This is a genomic window from Streptococcus mitis, assembly GCF_001281025.1.
Lineage (GTDB): Bacteria > Bacillota > Bacilli > Lactobacillales > Streptococcaceae > Streptococcus > Streptococcus mitis_AK.
Genome location: NZ_CP012646.1, coordinates 36,746 through 55,814 on the forward strand (window position 1 = coordinate 36,746; position 19,069 = coordinate 55,814).

At 39.2% G+C, this 19,069-nt stretch carries 17 protein-coding genes; 7 read left to right on the forward strand and 10 right to left on the reverse strand.

Annotated features, from left to right (window positions below; translation table 11 throughout):
• Positions 1–441 precede the first annotated feature (441 nt).
• Both RN80_RS00235 and RN80_RS00240 read right to left on the reverse strand, forming a co-directional pair.
• On the reverse strand, positions 442–1,791 hold the full coding sequence (locus RN80_RS00235) for a sensor histidine kinase (protein ID WP_060627128.1): 1,350 nt from the start codon (positions 1,789–1,791) through the stop codon (positions 442–444).
• A 13-nt stretch (positions 1,792–1,804) separates the two neighbouring features.
• Positions 1,805–2,542 (reverse strand): response regulator transcription factor, encoded by a 738-nt coding sequence (locus RN80_RS00240; protein WP_060627129.1) that lies wholly within the window; start codon positions 2,540–2,542, stop codon positions 1,805–1,807.
• A 295-nt stretch (positions 2,543–2,837) separates the two neighbouring features.
• Here RN80_RS00240 and RN80_RS00245 point away from each other — a divergent pair, with 295 nt between their 5' ends.
• Positions 2,838–3,167, forward strand: a complete 330-nt coding sequence (locus RN80_RS00245) for a hypothetical protein (RefSeq protein ID WP_004261043.1) — start codon at positions 2,838–2,840, stop codon at positions 3,165–3,167.
• A 61-nt stretch (positions 3,168–3,228) separates the two neighbouring features.
• Here RN80_RS00245 and RN80_RS00250 read toward each other — a convergent pair whose 3' ends face one another.
• Complete coding sequence (locus RN80_RS00250; protein WP_060627130.1) at positions 3,229–4,278, reverse strand: ABC transporter permease; 1,050 nt, start codon at positions 4,276–4,278, stop codon at positions 3,229–3,231.
• Positions 4,275–5,006: an ABC transporter ATP-binding protein gene (locus RN80_RS00255; RefSeq protein ID WP_000889954.1), complete on the reverse strand. Its 732-nt coding sequence runs from the start codon at positions 5,004–5,006 to the stop codon at positions 4,275–4,277. Before RN80_RS00255 ends, RN80_RS00250 begins: the two co-directional genes overlap by 4 nt.
• A 67-nt stretch (positions 5,007–5,073) precedes the next feature.
• Here RN80_RS00255 and RN80_RS00260 point away from each other — a divergent pair, with 67 nt between their 5' ends.
• The 3 genes from RN80_RS00260 (at position 5,074) to RN80_RS00270 (ending at position 6,506) form a co-directional block, all read left to right on the forward strand.
• Positions 5,074–5,484: an HIT family protein gene (locus tag RN80_RS00260; RefSeq protein ID WP_001278319.1), complete on the forward strand. Its 411-nt coding sequence runs from the start codon at positions 5,074–5,076 to the stop codon at positions 5,482–5,484.
• 9 nt (positions 5,485–5,493) lie between these two features.
• Positions 5,494–5,775: a hypothetical protein gene (locus RN80_RS00265; RefSeq protein WP_060627131.1), complete on the forward strand. Its 282-nt coding sequence runs from the start codon at positions 5,494–5,496 to the stop codon at positions 5,773–5,775.
• 77 nt (positions 5,776–5,852) lie between these two features.
• A complete protein-coding gene (locus RN80_RS00270) occupies positions 5,853–6,506 on the forward strand; it encodes a hypothetical protein (RefSeq protein WP_060627132.1) in 654 nt (217 codons plus the stop codon).
• A gap of 76 nt (positions 6,507–6,582) precedes the next feature.
• Here the strand turns inward: RN80_RS00270 and dnaJ are convergent, their stop codons facing one another.
• From dnaJ to RN80_RS00300, 6 genes are all read right to left on the reverse strand, one after another.
• Positions 6,583–7,719, reverse strand: a complete 1,137-nt coding sequence (gene dnaJ, locus RN80_RS00275; protein ID WP_060627133.1) for a molecular chaperone DnaJ — start codon at positions 7,717–7,719, stop codon at positions 6,583–6,585.
• A 273-nt stretch (positions 7,720–7,992) separates the two neighbouring features.
• Positions 7,993–8,625: a DJ-1/PfpI family protein gene (locus tag RN80_RS00280; RefSeq protein ID WP_060627134.1), complete on the reverse strand. Its 633-nt coding sequence runs from the start codon at positions 8,623–8,625 to the stop codon at positions 7,993–7,995.
• A 111-nt stretch (positions 8,626–8,736) separates the two neighbouring features.
• Complete coding sequence (gene dnaK / locus RN80_RS00285; protein ID WP_000034661.1) at positions 8,737–10,560, reverse strand: molecular chaperone DnaK; 1,824 nt, start codon at positions 10,558–10,560, stop codon at positions 8,737–8,739.
• 253 nt (positions 10,561–10,813) lie between these two features.
• A complete protein-coding gene (gene grpE, locus RN80_RS00290) occupies positions 10,814–11,338 on the reverse strand; it encodes a nucleotide exchange factor GrpE (RefSeq protein ID WP_060627135.1) in 525 nt (174 codons plus the stop codon).
• A gap of 26 nt (positions 11,339–11,364) precedes the next feature.
• The gene (hrcA, locus tag RN80_RS00295) at positions 11,365–12,399 is read right to left on the reverse strand and encodes a heat-inducible transcriptional repressor HrcA (protein ID WP_020902187.1); all 1,035 of its coding nucleotides are present in this window, start codon (positions 12,397–12,399) and stop codon (positions 11,365–11,367) included.
• A 160-nt stretch (positions 12,400–12,559) separates the two neighbouring features.
• Positions 12,560–13,048: a DUF2812 domain-containing protein gene (locus tag RN80_RS00300; RefSeq protein WP_253275445.1), complete on the reverse strand. Its 489-nt coding sequence runs from the start codon at positions 13,046–13,048 to the stop codon at positions 12,560–12,562.
• Positions 13,049–13,679: 631 nt separating this feature from the next.
• Between RN80_RS00300 and hsdR the strand changes: the two genes are divergently transcribed.
• From hsdR to RN80_RS00320, 3 genes are read left to right on the forward strand one after another with little or no spacing between them, the layout of a single operon-like run.
• Positions 13,680–16,013, forward strand: coding sequence for an EcoAI/FtnUII family type I restriction enzme subunit R (gene hsdR, locus RN80_RS00310; protein ID WP_060627136.1), 2,334 nt, complete (start codon positions 13,680–13,682; stop codon positions 16,011–16,013).
• A gap of 12 nt (positions 16,014–16,025) precedes the next feature.
• On the forward strand, positions 16,026–17,489 hold the full coding sequence (locus RN80_RS00315; RefSeq protein ID WP_060627137.1) for a class I SAM-dependent DNA methyltransferase: 1,464 nt from the start codon (positions 16,026–16,028) through the stop codon (positions 17,487–17,489).
• The gene (locus RN80_RS00320; protein WP_060627138.1) at positions 17,489–19,039 is read left to right on the forward strand and encodes a restriction endonuclease subunit S; all 1,551 of its coding nucleotides are present in this window, start codon (positions 17,489–17,491) and stop codon (positions 19,037–19,039) included. The genes RN80_RS00315 and RN80_RS00320 overlap by 1 nt, the downstream gene beginning before the upstream one ends.
• Positions 19,040–19,069 lie beyond the last annotated feature (30 nt).

Sequence of the window (19,069 nt, forward strand, 5' to 3'; positions counted from 1 at the left end):
AGAAAGCTATTCAGCCTTATTTCCGTCTGTTCTCATATATTCTCATAATCGCAACCAGGATACAGGCTGTCCCACTTGCAAAAGCGATAAGGGTAATGATAATGTTGAGGATTTCAGGCGTACTCCCTATTCTGTTGATAAGACGGAGTAGGGATATAACTGTCAACTGAATCAAGAGTATTGATTCTACTCTTACCAATGAAGTCAGTCTGTTCTCAACCACATATAAGAATGATGGTAACATAACACAGGCTATAGCAATCACAAACAGATTGCTCCCCGTTTCTTCTCCCTTGTTTACCACAGAAATCATGAGAAGGTTCGATGCTATAATCAACGTAGAACAGATGATAAAAAAGGATTTCTTATTCATATAGGATACCTCATATACTATGGCATTTTAATTGATGACTACAGGCAATACTTCTTTCCACAAATCTTCTAATCATCAACTGACATTGAGTGAACTGTTAAAACCTGACGAAAGACTTGATTTTGACAGGTGGTATTTAGACTGGTATTGGGATGGCTTTCCACAATTTTCATGACGGTATAGAGACCAACTCCTCTCTCCTCCCCTTTAGAACTGGCTCCAAAGGAGAAAATCTCAGAAATGTCTATACCCTCTTCTTTAATGGAATTTTCAATGATAAAAGTCTCCTGTGCTCCATTTTTTAAAAAGGCGATTGAAACATGAGGTTGACTGGCCTCTGCACTGGCTTCAATAGCGTTGTCACAAAGGATAGACACAATGGTTAGAAAATCAAGTAGACTCATCCCCTCTACCTGAATCTCCTCTGGAACTTCGACATTAAAGACAATGTTCTTATCTCTGGCTTTTAGAAATTTCCCTGCTAGGAGACTTTTGAGGGCTTTATCACGAACATTCACGAGTCGTCCAAGGTCATATTTATTGTCCTGCAATTTCTGACTAGAATCCTTTAAGACCGAGTCGTAGACCTCTTTTATCTGCTCCATATCCTCCTCTTCAATGCCCAGACGTAAACTGGTCAAGAGGTTGGTGTAGTCATGGCGAAAACTCCGTACTTCCTTGTAAAGTTCCTCTATATGCCGACTATAGCGTTCCATATCTCTGTAGCGCAAGGCCTGCTCTTGGTCCAGTCTCTCATGGAGTTTGTCCTTCAAATAGGTATCCAGCTTCTTGATAATCCCCATAAAAAAGAGTAGGTAAAACACTAGAATCAGATGGCGAACAGTCGTTGATTGAATACCTTGTACATTTTCAAAATAAGACAGACTTTGCATCACTAGATAGTAAGCCCCCATTATCCAGTTAATCTTAGTCAGGGACTTTTGAAAACCTTTATCGAGAATCTCCCTTCTCAAACTAGTAAAATCATAGTCTAACCATTTCAAAAAGGCTAGAGAAATAAAGCAAATGAAAATTTTTATACATAACCAAATAAAAGAGCGGTCATCATACACATGCCCTTGCCCCAAAAATGGAAGCACAAAATAGGAGACTACCCTGAAAAAAAGATTCACCAACATCATTGGAAAGAGACCATAAAAGAAGAGTAGTTTTTTAGGAAGCCCTCTTAACAATAAGAAAGATAAACCAATGCCGTACAAGGGTTCCATAAAATAAGATAGGTAAGTATTTCCTACTATATAGCTAATCGTTACAAAAACAACTGCTAAAAGTAGCTTAAAAAGAAAGGACTTAAAAACTCTCTCCAGAGTTAGAACAATTCCATCCACCTTAAAAAATATAAACAATTCCAATCCAGATATCAAAAACACATATACTATCTTCCAAACTAATTCCATTCCAGCACCTCACTCAATGTAAGTTATTGATAGCTTCAGACACTTCCCTGACCTTATAACGCGCTATCATACAGCTTCCGCCATTAGGAAAGAAAAGGAGTTTCTCTTTCTTATCCAAACGAACCACATTTGCAGGATTGATGAGAAAAGAGCGATGGCACTGCAAGAGACGGGGCTCCTGCTTGAAAACCTCCTCTAAACTCGCTGTAAATTCCAGCCTGTCTGTCTTGGTATAGAGAATAACACGATGGGCTCTGGGCGATGTTTCGAGATAGTAAACCTCTTTAAAAGGATACTGAAATTGGGCAAATTTTGATTTAAAGTAAAAGCAATCTTCCGCCAGACTTTTACTATCTTGACTATTGGCATAGAGGAGGGCTGTCTCGATCCGAGATTCAAACTCCTCTGCCGACAAGGCCTTATCAATGTAGTCCAAAGCTGACACTTGATAGCGAAAGGACAGGGGCATAAACTCCGAGTGAGTCGTCACAAAGACAATAAGGGCATAAGGATCCCGATCCCGAATTTTTCTAGCCACTTCCAGCCCCTTCATCTCCTCATTTCGAATCTCAATATCCAAAAAGAATAGTTGATGCGCCCCCTTCTCATGGACTTCAGTCAGCAGTTGATCTGGCTTCCCAAATACCTCAAAAGAACTGGGAGTGATCTGATGTTCCTTCAAGAGTTTCTCAATCGTCGTTTCAATCCTAGTCTGTTGGGAAAAATCATCTTCTAAAACAAATATTCTCATCTTCTTACTCTCCTTGTTTCGATTTCTTCCTAAAAAGAGAATAGCAAAAATACTATGATACAAGCCCACCAAATCCTAAACAGGCCTTTAACGCTCCTGAAGGGTAGCTTGTTCCTCAAATAAGCATGATAATCTTACAACTATTTTATCATAAAATTTTAACAGTACCATTCAGGAAATTTCAAGGACAATTAAAGATTTTATGGTGAAAAAGGAGATAAAAGTGATAAACTGACAGTATCAAAACACAATTGCTAGAACCAAGACTAGCACCCAGATTAAAGGAGGAATTCTCATGACAGATACAGACCCTATCAAAAGAGCTCAGACTTTGATTACTGACTTAAACAAAGCCTACCAAGCATGCAAACAGGCAACCGCTGACGACGTCCGCTTTCAGGAGCAATTAAACTCTATTCTTGGTTTTCTAGCCAAGGCTGAGACAGTGGATAATCGAGTCTTGATTGAATTGGAAAAATTTTACCAGACTTCCAGTCTTCTCATGGGACTCAGTGCTCTTGATCCAGATGCTCCAACTCGCGCCGCTTGGCGGGCCTATGACCGATTCCACTTTGACCAAGTCAAGACCAAGTTGAGCCTCTACGGGCCAACCATTATCTTGTAGAAAATAAAAGAAGTTGAGACAAACTGAACTCAACTTCTTTTTTAGTATCATATAGGCAAGATTAATCCTGCATCTGACGTTTTACCTGATAAGGTAAGTACAAGACTAGTAAAACCAAACCTGCACCCAGCAAGGCTAGAAGGGCTAGTTTTTCTTGGAAGGTAATCAACCCGACAACTAATTCCACTACTAAGACCAAACTGGTCAATCCTCTGACCACTGCCTGCAAGCCTTTTTCCTTTTGCCCCTTGTCCAGTGGAAAGAGTTGGGTTAAATACTGGTAGTCAAAGGCATGATAGAGGGCCAGCAACTGGAAGAGCAAGAGGTAGTTAAAGAGAACCACCACTGCTGTCGCAATCCAAGCTTGCTCGATAAAAACCTGCGCCAGTATGGAAAGCAAGAGCAGACGGAGACTGAGGGCAAAAAGGTCTCCATTTCGCAGATATGAACGCAGATAGAGATTTTGCCAAATCTTTCCAGGCACCTTCTGAACAACCTTTAGGATAAAGTCCAGATAGGCACGACGCTTAACGCTGTTTGAAATTCCCTTTACCTGGGTAAAGAGGGCAAAGAAACGAAGCAAGACTTGCTTACGCTTGCTTTCTTGAGAAATGACATAGTCCCAGTCCAGTCCAGTTTCAGTAAAAAATTTGCTGGCTTTTTGACGAAAGAGGAAATATTTTCCTACCCCCAATAAAAGCACATAGACCAGAAAAACAGGCAAGCCATAACCCATGGCTAAAAATAAGGGCGCAAATAAAAGCAAGAAAAGGGTCTGTATAAAGAGCCAAAAGACTAGGGAAATGCCAGTTTGACGCTTGAGATGGAGTTTGATTTCCTCTTCTCCGACTAAGAGAAAGAGCTTGTCTGGAGCCTCCATATAGGTGGCAATTCCTCCCCAAAGCAAAAGTAAAACAGACGTAATTCCTACAAATAAAAGGATAGGCCAATGATTTTCAGGAAAATCTTGCAAGAGTTGACTGTACTGGTAGGCTAGAAAGCCCAGCAGGACAAGCAGGAACAAGACAAAGTGGTCATTGAGAACATAGCGCAAATAGCCAAGACACTCCTTACGAAAAGCCTGCTTTCTCTTTAAAAACAAGTCTTTCATAACTCCTCCTCTTTGGTCAGAGCCAAGTAAATATCATTCAAACTAGCCTCAGGCATATCAAAGGCTTCGCGCAGTTGCAGGAGATTTCCCTTAGCACGCACTTCCCCTTTGTGAAGAATGACAAAGGCATCACACATCTTCTCCGCTGAATCCAGCACGTGGGTACTCATGAGAATGGACTTGCCCTTTTGCTTTTCCACTTCCAAAAGCTGAATCAAGTCCGCAATCGCCAACGGATCAAGACCAAGGAAAGGCTCATCCACGATGAAAAGACTCGGATCCACCACAAAAGCACAGATAATCATGACCTTCTGCTTCATCCCTTTTGAAAAATGAACAGGAAACCAGTCCAATTTCTGGTCCAAACGGAACATTTTTAACAAAGGTTCTACTCGATCAAAAGCCACTTTCTGCTCAATACCATAAGCCATGGCAACCGTTTCGATATGCTCTCTGAGGGTCAATTCCTCATACAAGCTAGGTGTCTCAGGAATGTAGCCAATTTGCTTGCGGTAGCTAGTCGCATCTTCTTGCAGGGTCAGGCCATTGATATTGATGGAACCACTATAAGGTGTCAACAGACCGATAATCTCATTAATAGTCGTCGATTTCCCAGCACCATTGAGACCAATCAGACCGACCAGCTGCCCACTTTCAACAGTAAAGGACACATCTTTCAAGACAGGGACATGAACATAACCACCTGTCAGGTTTTTAATTTCTAACATATTTTCTCCAAATCTGGTATAATGTAGCTATATTATATCAAAATTCAATACAGTAGAGGTAGATTTTATGTCAGATTGCATTTTTTGTAAAATCATCGCAGGGGAAATTCCTGCTTCAAAAGTATATGAAGATGAGCAGGTTCTTGCCTTTCTTGATATCTCTCAAGTGACACCAGGACACACCTTGGTCGTGCCAAAGGAACACTATCGCAATCTTTTAGAAATGGATGCTACTAGCGCCAGCCAACTCTTTGCCCAAGTACCAAAAGTAGCTCAAAAAGTCATGAAAGCTACCAAGGCTGCTGGTATGAATATCATTGCCAACTGTGAAGAAATCGGTGGTCAAACAGTCTTTCATACCCACGTTCATCTCGTGCCTCGCTACAGTGCGGACGATGACCTCAAAATTGATTTTATCGCCCACGAACCAGACTTTGACAAACTTGCTCAAGTCGCTGAAACTATCAAAAACGCCTAAGGAGTTGCCATGAAATTATCCAACCTACTGCTATTTGCAGGAGCTGCAGCCGGAAGTTATCTGGTCACAAAAAATCGCCAAACCATCACAGATGAAGTCTTGAATACCACTGACCGCGTTCAAGCTATCAAGGATGATGTGGATATTATCCAAAACAGCCTGCAAATCATCGACCAGCAAAAAGAACTCATCAAGGAATACCAAGAAGACCTGACTTACAAATTTAAAGTCTTGGAAAAAGATATCCAGACTCGAATGGCGCTTCTCCAAGAAGAAAAAGCAAGGAAATGAAAGTCTCCAACTTTACTGGAATCCCCTTAGCTACATTTGGGATTACTAGATCCTAACAGAATAGAAAGGGAATAATCATGAAAAACTTCTTAAAAGATCTGGCTAAGATCATCCTGATCCCTTGTGGTTGCCTTACCCTTCTTGCCGCCCTAGCATTTCTACTACTATTCTTTACTTTCAGAGCCTCACCGAGTGACATCCGAAAAGGGAACGAAGACTTAAAACAAATCTTTACCTCTCTTGACATGCCTCCTAAGAAAGTAAAATCAAATGGAAGATATAAATACGAAGGTGGGGGCTTAATTTTTTATGTTACTTTCTCAGATGAGGTCATCAATAGTCACCCTGTCTTAAAAGAAAGTCCAAAACTCACCAAAAACCAACTCGAAGTCTATGTCGTACTGACAGGAGATATCTCCTACTATAAAGTAGGGGATAACTTGTTCAATCATGGTTTATTGCAATTTTTAGAGAAGGAAAGTAGGAATTATTTACAAGAAATCAGAAAGAAACCAAATCCTGATTACTCAGTTCTATATTGGAAGGATCAGGAAAGTCTAAAAAAGGGAATTGCTTTCTATGAAAAAGCCTTGACTTTAGTGGATATTCAGGATAACTCTGCAATCAACCATATTGATACCGTTACTATTAAGCCTGGTAAAGAAGCGGAAATCAAGCAACTCATCCAAGATATGGATGCAGCTGGCTTGCTCAAGCAAAAGTATAAATAATAGGCTAACTGGAAAATGATTTTTCGACGCTAAATCTTCAAAGACAAGACAAAAAGAGCTCGACGGCTCTTTTTGTTTATTCTCCTTCAAAGGCATCTTTAATATGGTCAAAGAAGCCTTTTTTCTTTGGATTGACTTTTAAATCACCAGCAGCTGCGAATTCTTTAAGCGCTGCTTTTTGGCGTTCGTTCAAGCCTGTCGGTGTTACGACATTAACGGTAACGTATTGGTCACCAACTGCACCGCCACGGAGGCTCGGTGCTCCCTTGCCACGTAGGCGGAATTTCTTACCAGTCTGAGTTCCCTCTGGGATAACCAATTCAACATCACCGTGAACAGTTGGGATATCTACTGTGTCACCAAGAGCTGCTTGGACAAAGTTGAGGTTGAGACTGTAGAAGATAGTCGTTCCTTCACGTTCAAACTTATCGCTGGCTTCCACAGAAACTACTACATACAAGTCACCGTATGGTCCACCGTTAAAGCCTGCTTCACCCTGACCAGCTAGGCGAATTTGTTGACCAGTTTCCACACCAGCAGGGATTTTCACATGTACGCTATGAGCTTGTTTTTCATGACCTGTTCCGTGACAAGTTGTACATGGATCTTTGATTTCTTTTCCGCGACCATGACAGACATCACAGGTTACTTGGCGACGCATCATACCAAGCGGAGTCTGCGTATCGACGTTAATAACACCAGCGCCATGACAGCGTCCACAAGTGACTGGACTTGTTCCTGGCTTAGCACCTGAGCCATTACATGTACTACAGCTTGCTTCACGATTGTACTTAACCTCTTTTTCAGCTCCAAAAATAGCTTCTTCAAAGGTCAAATTCACACGGTATTGGAGGTCATCCCCCTGACGAGGAGCATTTGGATTGCGTGAAGCACCGCCTCCGCCGAAGAAACTTGAGAAGATATCTTCAAAACCACCGAAGCCTCCTGCCCCATCGAAACCGCCGAAACCACCAGCTCCACCAAAACCACCGTTGGCTCCAGCAGCACCGTATTGGTCATAGGCAGCCCGTTTTTGGTCGTCACTCAAAGTCTCATAGGCTTCCTGAACTTCCTTGTATTTTTCCTCAGCACCAGGCTCCTTGTTGATATCTGGGTGGTATTTCTTTGAAAGCTTACGATAAGCCTTTTTGATCTCGTCTGCCGAAGCGTTTTTTGACACCCCCAGACGATCATAAAATTCAGTATTGTTCATAATTCAAGATACAAAGGGCGTCAAACGGACACAGCCAAAATAGGTTTTTTGACGACGGACGCTTGCGTCCTAGAAAAAACTATCTTTTTGGCACAGTCCGTAGCCCGTGTTCAATTCCCTGAACACCCTTATTCCTTTCTGTTATTGTTGCGGAACGAAACCACCATTTAGGTCGGGGTCAATTCCTTTCTTTTATATTGAGTAAGAAATTTGGGAACCCGTGTTCAATTCCCTGAACACCTTTGTTCCTTTCTATAATTTTCATGTAAATCTTTAGAGGCTGTTTTCTATACTCTGCTTCACTTGATTAAACTCTTCATCTGATAGAGTAAATATCAAATCCTCTTCAGCATACTCGTTCTGTTCTTTAAAATAATTATCCGTATTCTCTGCCAACCCTAAACCGAAAATCACTTTTCTTGCAAACTCTTGATGTGCAAAACCAATAGCCGTAATGATTTGTTTATCTTGGACAAGAACTTTCGGTTGAAAATTCTCACATGGAAGAAATTCAAAATAGTCAAAGAAGTTTTGCCAAATTCCACCTGTAAATTTCGTGTCGTTCAACAAGCCTGCTTTCGCCAATAAAAGGGGCGCTGAAGAAATGGCTGCAATTAGGATATCTTGCTCATCAAGACTTCTCAAAAACGAGATCAATTTCTCATCTTGTAGAGTAGGACCTATATTTACCATTCCTGGCAAAATCACACAAGAATAATCTTCTATACGGATTTGAGCCAATGTTTTCGTCGGTTGACAGGGCAAACCATCCTCAGAGACCACCATCAAATGATCTGAAGCTACATAATCAATCGTGATATCAAAAGACAGAGCTAAAGTACTTGTTAAAGAGGCTATCTCATAAAGAGAAAAATTAGGATAAATGACACAAAGTACTTTTTTCATACGCAACATCCTCTATTTTATCGAAAAACAGAGGCTGGGTTGCAACCTCTGGATTTCTTCTTATACTCGCCTGATTTTCAAGCTCGGGATAAAATAGTCCACTGGACTATTTTATTTCTCCGTAAACTCTCCGTCTACGACGTCATCACCTGCGTTTCCTGTTGCTTGTGCACCTTCTGCTCCTGCTTGAGCTTGTTGGGCTGCTGCGGCTTGTTCGTAAAGTTTAACAGCAAGTCCTTGAGCTTTTTCGTTCAATGCTTCAAGTTTTGCTTTCATGTCGTCCAAGTTGTTGTCTTCTTGCGCTTTCTTAAGGTCATCAAGGGCAGCTTGGGCAGCGTCACGTTCTGCGTCGAAACCTTTTCCTTCAGTTTCCTTGATAGTCTTTTCAGTTGCGAAGATAGCTTGGTCTACTTCATTACGAAGGTCAACTTCTTCTTTACGTTTCTTATCTGCTTCAGCGTTTGCTTCTGCATCTTTCATCATGCGGTCGATTTCTTCATCAGTCAAACCTGAGTTAGATTGGATCACAATAGTTTGTTCTTTTTGAGTTCCAAGGTCTTTGGCCTTAACAGACACGATACCGTTCTTGTCGATGTCAAATGTTACTTCAATTTGAGGAATACCACGAGGTGCAGCTGGGATATCTGTCAATTGGAAGCGTCCAAGAGTCTTGTTATCTGCTGCCATTGGGCGTTCACCTTGAAGAACGTGGATATCAACGGCTGGTTGGTTGTCTGCCGCAGTTGAGAAGACTTGTGATTTAGATGTTGGAATTGTTGTGTTACGGTCGATGAGTTTTGTGAAGACACCACCCATTGTTTCGATACCAAGTGACAATGGGGTTACATCAAGAAGGACAACGTCTTTAACATCACCAGTAATGACACCACCTTGGATTGCAGCACCCATGGCAACAACTTCATCAGGGTTTACTGATTTGTTTGGTTCTTTCCCAGTTTCAGCCTTAACAGCTTCGACAACGGCTGGGATACGAGTTGAACCACCAACAAGGATAACTTCATCGATTTCTGACAAGCTCAAACCTGCATCTGAAAGGGCTTGACGAACTGGAACTTTTGTACGTTCTACAAGGTCACGAGTCAAATCGTCAAATTTCGCACGAGTCAAAGTCATTTCCAAGTGAAGAGGTCCAGCCTCACCTGCTGTGATAAATGGCAAGCTGATTTGAGTTGAAGTCACACCAGAAAGGTCTTTCTTCGCTTTTTCAGCAGCATCTTTCAAACGTTGCATTGCCATCTTGTCAGTAGACAAGTCAATACCGTTTTCTTTTTTGAATTCTGCTACCAAGTGGTCGATGATTTTTTGGTCAAAGTCATCACCACCAAGTTTGTTGTCCCCTGCAGTTGACAATACATCGAAGACACCGTCACCCAATTCAAGGATAGAGACGTCGAATGTACCACCACCAAGGTCAAATACCAAGATTTTTTCTTCTTTGTCAGTCTTGTCCAAACCGTAAGCAAGAGCGGCTGCAGTTGGTTCGTTGACGATACGTTCTACTTCAAGACCAGCGATTTTACCAGCGTCTTTTGTCGCTTGACGTTGAGCATCGTTGAAGTAAGCTGGAACTGTGATAACTGCTTTAGTTACTTTTTCACCAAGGTAGTCTTCAGCGTAGCCTTTCAAATATTGAAGAATCATAGCTGAGATTTCTTGTGGAGTGTATTCTTTTCCGTTAGCAGAAACTTTTTCAGAAGTTCCCATTTTAGATTTGATAGAGATGACTGTATCTGGGTTGGTAACTGCTTGACGTTTCGCAGCATCCCCAACGATGATTTCTCCGTTTTTGAATGAGACTACAGATGGAGTTGTGCGGTTTCCTTCTGGGTTTGCGATGATTTTGCTTTCAGTTCCTTCAAGAACTGCAACTGCTGAGTTTGTTGTACCTAAGTCAATACCGATAATTTTAGACATGTGTTTTTCTCCTTAAATTTTATATTCTATTTTTCTTTTTGATACTCTTCTTAAGTGGCGGCGCCGTCAGAGCTTGACTTCGTCAATCTCTTTGACTAAACTTTGAGCCTAAGGTCTCAAAGTTTGCGCAAATAGCGCCACGGCGAAGAGTATCGTCTTTGGTTCGCTTCGCTCACTATTGCAAAGCCAAATATATTTTATCTTTCTTCATAGTTTATTGTCGTTTCGGACAAGTTTTTTTAAGCTATCTAGCCTAGTTATAAACCACTACCATTGCTGGGCGTAGGATGCGGTCATGGAGCTTGTAGCCTTTTTGGAAGACTTGGGCGATGGTATCTGCTGGGTGTTCATCGTCTGCTGGGAGAGTTTGGATGGCCATATGGTAGTTATGGTCAAATTCACCATCAGCTGCGATTTCTTCAATTCCTTCTTCTTTCAAAGCATGAATCAAGCTTTCTTGCACCATCTCCAATCCCTTTTTGACATCGTCTGTCAAGCCTTCAACTGCGAGTGCACGCTCAAGGTTGTCAAGCGATGGTAAGATTGCTTTTGCCAAGTCTTGGCTACGATAACGTTGCAAGTTTTGACGCTCTTCATTGGCACGGCGTTGGATATTTTGCATTTCTGCATGAGCACGAAGGTATTTGTTCTCAAACTCATCTGCACGTTCATTTGCCAAGTCCAACTCAGATTTCTCAGAAGTCATTTCTTCAGTTGTTTCCACAACTTCCTCTTCTTGAACTTCTTCTACTTCTTCATTTTTTATATCTTGGGCCATTTTCGCCTCCTTTAATGATTTCAATCTTAATGTACTTCGTAATGATTACTGCTGAGGTAGCGGTAAAAATCTGTCAACTTCATAGTCAAAACACGATTGACTACATTGACTTGGTTGATTAGCTGTTGGTAATCCAGATTAACCGGACCGATAATGGCTAGAATTCCAACTCCCCGATAAGGAATGAGGAACTTGCTACTAATCACCGCTAGGTCAGCTAGACAAGACTCTTGACTGTCCGCAACACGAACATTTTGCATCTGATCCTCATGCAGCCCCTCACGAATCTCCAGAGCCACCTTTTGAGGTTGGTCAAAGAACTGATAGGCCGCTAGATTAGCAAAATTCAAGAGATTGACCTTGCCCGCCACCACAATGTTTTCGTTGAACATTTCCTTAAAAATGTGTTCAAAGAGATCCATGACATTGTCCGTCGTTGTAAAGTAACGCTGGATAATCTGCGGAATCTCCGTCCGAATCTTGTAGTGAATATCTAGAACGGTGTGACCGAGAAAACGTTCCTGAATGATGCTCTTCAGTTTCAGCAAGTCCTCCTGTAAGAAGTTCCTTGGAATCAGAAACTGACTGGTAACCGTTCGCGACTCGTCTAGGGTGAATACTGCCAAGGCTGTATGTTGCCCCAAAACAACGATATCAAAAGCTGTCAAACGTTGCCTGCTCGGCTCAACATCCAGTGCTACTACCGTACAGCCACTCAAGTCTGTCAGTAGATTAGCAGCCTCTTGCAGAATATCCTCCAATTTGAAAAATTCCTGATCAAAGGCTTTGACAATCTCATAAACCTCATTTTCAGCTAGTCGGTCAAAATCCAGTGAGTGTTTCACATAGTACTGAAAACCAGCAACACTTGGCATTCGACCACTTGAAGTATGGGCCTTTTCAAGCAAACCTTGCTTTTCTAGAGCTGCCATATCATTACGAATGGTTGCACTGCTAGAGTTAATAGACTCTTGCAAAGCTTTGGATCCGACAGGTTCGTGCGTTTTGGTAAAGATGTCAATAATCAGATTTAAGATATCCTGCTGACGCTCTGTAACCATCTCATCACTCCTCTCTGTCTGATCAATTAGCACTCAACACGTCTAAGTGCTAACTCATGATTCTATTATACACCCTTAAAAGAGAATGTCAAGACAAAAACTCAAAAAATTAGCACTCTTTTATCAAGAGTGCTAAAAATCAGTCTGAAGGCCTAGAAACTCACTGTTCATCTACTTGATATTTCCTTTTAAGTCTAAAAAAACCATAGATTAGATAAGAAATCAAGAGAGCATATAAAAGAAAAATAACGAAGAAAGACACAGAAAGTTCTTCTTTAATTAAACTCATACAAACAACCAAACCACCTAAGAAAGTAGCTGTACAAGAACGAAGTCTAGATCGCATAACTTCCCACCTGAGATTATTACTCATGTAGACTTGATCCTCTGAAAGTAAATCAGAAGACGATTTACGAAGAATTGAACAAGAACCTGCTCCTACCAATTCCCAACCTCTATTTCTAAAATCTTGCAGTTCATGCTTATATTTTTTAAGAAATCTAGAATCATAGATACAGTAGATGACATTGTCTGGTTGACATTGGTCAAAATAGAAAAAACCAAAACGACTAGTTCTATACCTCCACCCTTTCAAATGCATCTCATGTAAATATTCTTCCTCCTTGTCCAAATCAAGAATAGTAAAAATCCGAAATTATAGTTTACTTTTCATTGTCTTGCCCCAAAATTAGAAAACACGCCTGGTGTTATTTATTAGATAATTCTTTCCACTTTTGACTCAATCTCCAAAAAAATATAAGAAATCTGAATCGCAAAAACTATCAATAAAACCCAATCTATTATGAAAATCAAAAACACTTCCCAACTGAAAGAACTACCTCCACTGACAAACTTTGAGAAAACCGGTAGTAGAGCTAAAAAGAGAAGCAAAATAGGAAGCATCCGCCTTGTTAAAATCCGTTTGACATAAAAAATCTTTATTTAAACGAAAATATTATGGTAAAATTTACGCCAGTTTTTGAACGGCTAATGTAGATATTTTATACTTTCAAAATGTTTAAATGTGATTATTTATTTTTGAAAAATAGCTCACCAGCCCGACTGAAAGTGCTTGTAGAATGATAATAAGTCGACTGCCGAAAACAGCGAAAAATAGCGGTGTTATGCGGAGATAATCTGACGCGATGCCAAAGTATATTGTATACTTATTTTCAACAATTTAGCAGAGTGTTTTTATAAGTATGATATAATAGAATTATAATTTGTTCTGATAGTTTATTTTATGGAGAAGTAGATTTTTAGAATGCGGAGGGTTCAATATGGTTGAGTTTATAAAGTCTAAGAAAGAAATGAGTGAGGAGGATATTAAAGCAAATTTCATCACTCCTGCTATTGTATCCAAAGGATGGAAAAATGGTGAGCATATCGCTTACGAAGAATACTTCACTGATGGTCGAATCGAGGTTAGAGGAGATAAAGCTCGTCGTAAAGAAGGAAAAAAATCAGACTATTCACTGTATTACCAATTTGGAACTCGAATTGCAATTGTTGAAGCAAAGGATAATAAACACAGCGTTCGAGCAGGATTACAACAAGCTATTGAATATGGAGAGATTTTAGATGTTCCATTTGTTTATTCTTCGAATGGTGATGGCTTTATTGAACACGACCGTATCACGAGAGAAGAACGTGAGCTGGAGTTAGACGAATTCCCTACTCGTGAAGAATTATTTTCTCGTATGACGAAGGAAAAAGGATTGACGTACGAAATTACAGAAGCTATCTCAACTCCATACTATACAGACGCCTTCTCAATGAAAATGCCACGCTATTATCAGCAAATAGCTATCAACCGTACTATTGAAACAGTTGCCAGAGGACAAAAACGAGTAATGTTTGTGATGGCAACAGGAACAGGGAAAACGTTCATGGCTTTTCAAATTATTCATCGCCTTCGAAAAGCTGGTTTGGCTAAACGAGTTTTATTCTTAGCGGATAGAAACATCTTAGTAGACCAAACGATGGCTGAAGACTTTAAGCCATTCGAAAAGGTAATGACGAAAATTACACCAAAACTTTTGACTGCTCCTGAAAAATTAAATTCTTTTGAAATTTATCTAGGGCTTTATCAGCAACTAACTGGTGAAGATGGAACTGAAACACACTATCAAAAGTTTGACAAAGACTTCTTTGATTTAATCGTAATTGATGAAGCGCACCGTGGTTCAGCTAAGGAAGACAGTAACTGGCGTAAGGTGATTGATTATTTCAGTTCTGCGACACAGATTGGGATGACCGCTACTCCTAAAGAAACCAAGAATGCTTCCAATACGGAATACTTTGGTGAGCCAATCTATACTTATAGTTTAAAACAGGGAATCGAGGATGGTTTTTTGGCTCCATATCGTGTTATGAGGGTTAATTTAGATGTGGATGTGGATGGTTATCGTCCAGAAACTGGAAAAGTTGATTCTAACGGACAATTAATAGAAGATAGGTACTACGGCAGGAAAGATTTTGACAAAACCATTGTCATTGATAATAGAACGCAAAGAGTTGCCAAGTTTGTTTCTGATTATATGAAGCAAAACAATACACGATTTGATAAAACAATTGTTTTTTGTGTTGATATTGACCATGCCGAGCGAATGCGTGCTGCACTTGTAAAAGAGAATCTAGACTTAGTCCAAGAAGACTATCGTTATGTCATGCAAGTAACTGGTGACAACGCTGAAGGTAAAGCTCAACTGGATAACTTTATGGATGTCAATTCTAATTTTCCTGCTATTGTAACAACGTCTAAATTATTAACGACAGGAGTTAATGCTAAAACATGTCGTTTGATTGTTTTAGACTCTAATATCCAATCCATGACTGAATTTAAACAAATTATTGGTCGTGGCACACGTCTTTATCCTCAAAAGGGGAAAGAATTTTTTACGATTATTGATTTTCGAAATGTTACCAATTTGTTTGCTGACCCTGATTTTGATGGAGAACCAGTGAAGGTTCTGGAAACGGGCGCAAAAACAAACAATGGTACTACACCTGGTTTTGTAAACGAAGGTAGTGACCCAGTAGAAAAATATATCGTTACAGACAAGCAGGTTACCATTCTTAATTCTACTGTTCAAGTATTGGACGAAAACGGGAAACTGATTACCGAAAGCCTGACCGATTACACTCGGAAGAATATCTTAGGTAGCTACGCCACTTTGAACGATTTTATCACAGTTTGGCATACGGCAGATAAAAAGAAGCTTATCTTAGACGAACTTTATAAAAAAGGAGTTTATCTAGATGCTATTCGAGAGTCGGAGGGAATATCAGAACAAGAAATCGATGATTTTGATTTACTCCTAAAACTTGCCTATGGTCAAAAAGAATTAACCAAAACAGAACGTATCAATAAACTCAAACAAAGCGGATATTTATATAAATATAGTGAGGAAGCGCGTGCTGTTTTGGAAATTTTACTGGACAAATACATGGATAAAGGTATTGGAGAACTCGAAAGCATTGAAACATTAAAACTTCCAGAATTTCAGATATATGGTGGAACCTTCAAAATCATCAATACTTATTTTGGAGATAAAAAACGATATTTACAAGCAATTAAAGAATTGGAGCAAGAGCTATTTACAGTAGCTTAATGAAAGGAAAGTATGTCAATTACGTCATTTGTAAAAAGAATTCAAGATATCACTCGAAACGATGCTGGTGTTAATGGTGATGCTCAACGTATTGAGCAAATGTCTTGGTTATTATTCTTAAAAATTTATGATAGCCGTGAAATGGTTTGGGAATTAGAAGAAGACGAGTATGAGTCAATTATCCCAGAGGAATTAAAATGGAGAAATTGGGCTCATGCTCAAAATGGGGAACGGGTATTGACAGGCGATGAATTACTTGATTTTGTCAATAACAAGTTATTCAAGGAGTTGAAAGAGCTTGAAATAACTTCAAATATGCCTATTCGAAAAACGATTGTTAAATCAGCTTTTGAAGATGCGAACAACTATATGAAAAATGGCGTCTTGTTACGCCAAATCATCAATGTTATTGATGAAGTTGATTTCAATAGCCCTGAAGATCGTCATTCGTTTAATGATATTTACGAAAAAATTCTTAAAGATATTCAAAATGCTGGGAACTCAGGAGAATTTTATACGCCACGTGCAGCGACTGATTTTATTGCCGAAGTTCTTGACCCAAAACTTGGAGAATCAATGGCAGACCTTGCTTGCGGAACAGGAGGATTCTTGACTTCAACTCTGAACCGTTTAAGTAGTCAACGTAAAACTAGTGAAGATACCAAAAAATATAATACAGCTGTTTTTGGTATTGAAAAGAAAGCATTTCCTCATCTTTTAGCAGTTACAAATCTGTTTCTTCACGAAATTGATGACCCTAAAATTGTTCATGGAAATACTTTGGAGAAAAATGTTCGTGAATATACGGATGATGAAAAATTTGACATTATTATGATGAATCCACCTTTTGGAGGGTCAGAATTAGAAACAATAAAAAATAACTTTCCAGCAGAATTACGGAGTTCTGAAACGGCTGATTTATTTATGGCTGTCATTATGTATCGTTTGAAAGAAAATGGTCGTGTTGGAGTTATTTTACCTGATGGTTTTCTATTTGGTGAAGGTGTAAAAACTCGCTTGAAACAAAAACTGGTAGATGAGTTCAACTTGCATACGATTATTAGGTTGCCTCATAGTGTCTTTGCACCGTATACAGGAATCCATACGAACATTCTTTTCTTTGATAAAACAAAGAAAACAGAAGAAACTTGGTTTTATCGTTTAGATATGCCAGATGGTTATAAAAATTTCTCGAAAACTAAGCCAATGAAGTCAGAACACTTCAATCCTGTTCGTGACTGGTGGGAAAATCGTGAAGAGATTCTGGAAGGTAAGTTCTACAAATCTAAATCATTTACACCTAGTGAATTAGCTGAGTTGAATTATAATTTAGACCAGTGTGGTTTTCCAAAAGAGGAAGAGGAAATCTTAAATCCATTTGAGTTGATTCAGAATTATCAAGCAGAAAGAGCAACTTTAAATCATAAGATTGATAATGTATTAGCTGATATTTTGCAGTTGTTGGAGGACAAATAATGACACCAGAACAACTTAAAGCAAGTATTCTCCAAAGAGCGATGGAAGGGAAATTAGTGCCGCAAAATCCCAATGACGAACCTGCAAGTGAATTGTTAAAGAGAATTAAAGCTGAAAAAGAAAAACTTATCAGTGAAGGAAAAATCAAACGAGATAAAAAGGAAACCGAGATATTTCGTGGTGATGATGGGAAACATTATGAGAAGTTCGCTGATGGAAGTGTTCAAGAAATTAAGGTACCTTATGATATTCCTGAGAATTGGGAGTGGGTGAAGGTTGGTAATATTTGTACTACAAATATTGGGCTGACTTTTAAACCGAGTGAAGTTCAAGAAACAGGAATACCTATCTATAAGGCTAATAATATTAAAAACGGGAAAATTAGCACACTAGATTTAGCCTTTGTATCTGAAAAAACGATAATAAAGGAAAATGAGTGGCTAAACAAAAATGATATTTTAATGGCTGTTAGAAGTGGTAGTAAGCAGCTTGTCGGAAAGACAGCTATTGTCGGAAATTTAAAGATGAAAACGAGTTTTGGTGCATTTATGTCAGTAATTCGTCCTATATCCGTCTCCTCCACTTTTATGAACTATTTTTTTCAATCAAGTCATTTCAGAAGTCAGCTTGACGATGCAAACACAACTACAATTTTTCAAGTTACTCAAAAAATGTTAAAGGAAACTCTCCTCCCCCTTCCACCTCTCGCCGAACAAAAACGAATTGTTGCTCAAATTGAACGAGCCTTGAAAAAGGTTGAAATTTACGCTGAAAGTTATAATAGATTAGAACAGCTAGATAAAGAATTTCCAGATAAACTAAAAAAATCTATTCTTCAATATGCTATGCAAGGAAAATTAGTTGAACAAGACCCAAATGATGAATCAGTCGAAGTTTTACTTGAAAAAATACGAGCAGAAAAGCAAAAACTTTTCGAAGAAGGCAAGATTAAAAAGAAAGATTTAGAGATTCCAATTGTTTCCCAAGGAGATGATAACTCTTATTATGAGGAAGTTCCTTATGAAATACCAAAAAGTTGGGAGTGGGTGAGGTTTTCTACATTGGTTGAAATTGTTAGAGGTGGTTCTCCACGACCAATCAAAGATTATCTTACTTCTGAAGTAGATGGAATAAATTGGATAAAAATAGGTGATACTGAAAAGGGTGAAAAGTATATAAATAATGTTAAAGAAAAAATCAAAAAATCAGGGCTTAACAAAACTAGATTTGTAAAAAAAGGTACATTTTTGTTAACTAATTCTATGAGTTTTGGTAGACCTTATATTTTGAATGTTGATGGTGCAATACACGATGGATGGTTGGCTATTTCGAACTATGAAAACTCTTTAAATAGAGATTACCTATTCTATATCCTTTCATCAAATGTAGTTTATTCTCAATTTTTATATCTAATTAGTGGAGCTGTTGTGAAAAACTTGAATAGTGATAAAGTTGCTTCTATTCTAATCCCCCTCCCCCCACTATCCGAACAAACTAGAATCGTTGATAAAATCGAACAATCTTTCGCCCATATTGACGCACTAATTTAGTATAATAGTTTTACGTGCGGTGGAATTTCT

Bases quoted from the DNA above. Each gene is read 5' to 3' on its own strand.
- RN80_RS00235 (WP_060627128.1), bottom strand. From the start codon at position 1,791: ATGGAATTAGTTTGGAAGATAGTATATGTGTTTTTGATATCTGGATTG.
- RN80_RS00240 (WP_060627129.1), bottom strand. From the start codon at position 2,542: ATGAGAATATTTGTTTTAGAAGATGATTTTTCCCAACAGACTAGGATT.
- RN80_RS00245 (WP_004261043.1), top strand. From the start codon at position 2,838: ATGACAGATACAGACCCTATCAAAAGAGCTCAGACTTTGATTACTGAC.
- RN80_RS00250 (WP_060627130.1), bottom strand. From the start codon at position 4,278: ATGAAAGACTTGTTTTTAAAGAGAAAGCAGGCTTTTCGTAAGGAGTGT.
- RN80_RS00255 (WP_000889954.1), bottom strand. From the start codon at position 5,006: ATGTTAGAAATTAAAAACCTGACAGGTGGTTATGTTCATGTCCCTGTC.
- RN80_RS00260 (WP_001278319.1), top strand. From the start codon at position 5,074: ATGTCAGATTGCATTTTTTGTAAAATCATCGCAGGGGAAATTCCTGCT.
- RN80_RS00265 (WP_060627131.1), top strand. From the start codon at position 5,494: ATGAAATTATCCAACCTACTGCTATTTGCAGGAGCTGCAGCCGGAAGT.
- RN80_RS00270 (WP_060627132.1), top strand. From the start codon at position 5,853: ATGAAAAACTTCTTAAAAGATCTGGCTAAGATCATCCTGATCCCTTGT.
- dnaJ (WP_060627133.1), bottom strand. From the start codon at position 7,719: ATGAACAATACTGAATTTTATGATCGTCTGGGGGTGTCAAAAAACGCT.
- RN80_RS00280 (WP_060627134.1), bottom strand. From the start codon at position 8,625: ATGAAAAAAGTACTTTGTGTCATTTATCCTAATTTTTCTCTTTATGAG.
- dnaK (WP_000034661.1), bottom strand. From the start codon at position 10,560: ATGTCTAAAATTATCGGTATTGACTTAGGTACAACAAACTCAGCAGTT.
- grpE (WP_060627135.1), bottom strand. From the start codon at position 11,338: ATGGCCCAAGATATAAAAAATGAAGAAGTAGAAGAAGTTCAAGAAGAG.
- hrcA (WP_020902187.1), bottom strand. From the start codon at position 12,399: ATGGTTACAGAGCGTCAGCAGGATATCTTAAATCTGATTATTGACATC.
- hsdR (WP_060627136.1), top strand. From the start codon at position 13,680: ATGGTTGAGTTTATAAAGTCTAAGAAAGAAATGAGTGAGGAGGATATT.
- RN80_RS00315 (WP_060627137.1), top strand. From the start codon at position 16,026: ATGTCAATTACGTCATTTGTAAAAAGAATTCAAGATATCACTCGAAAC.
- RN80_RS00320 (WP_060627138.1), top strand. From the start codon at position 17,489: ATGACACCAGAACAACTTAAAGCAAGTATTCTCCAAAGAGCGATGGAA.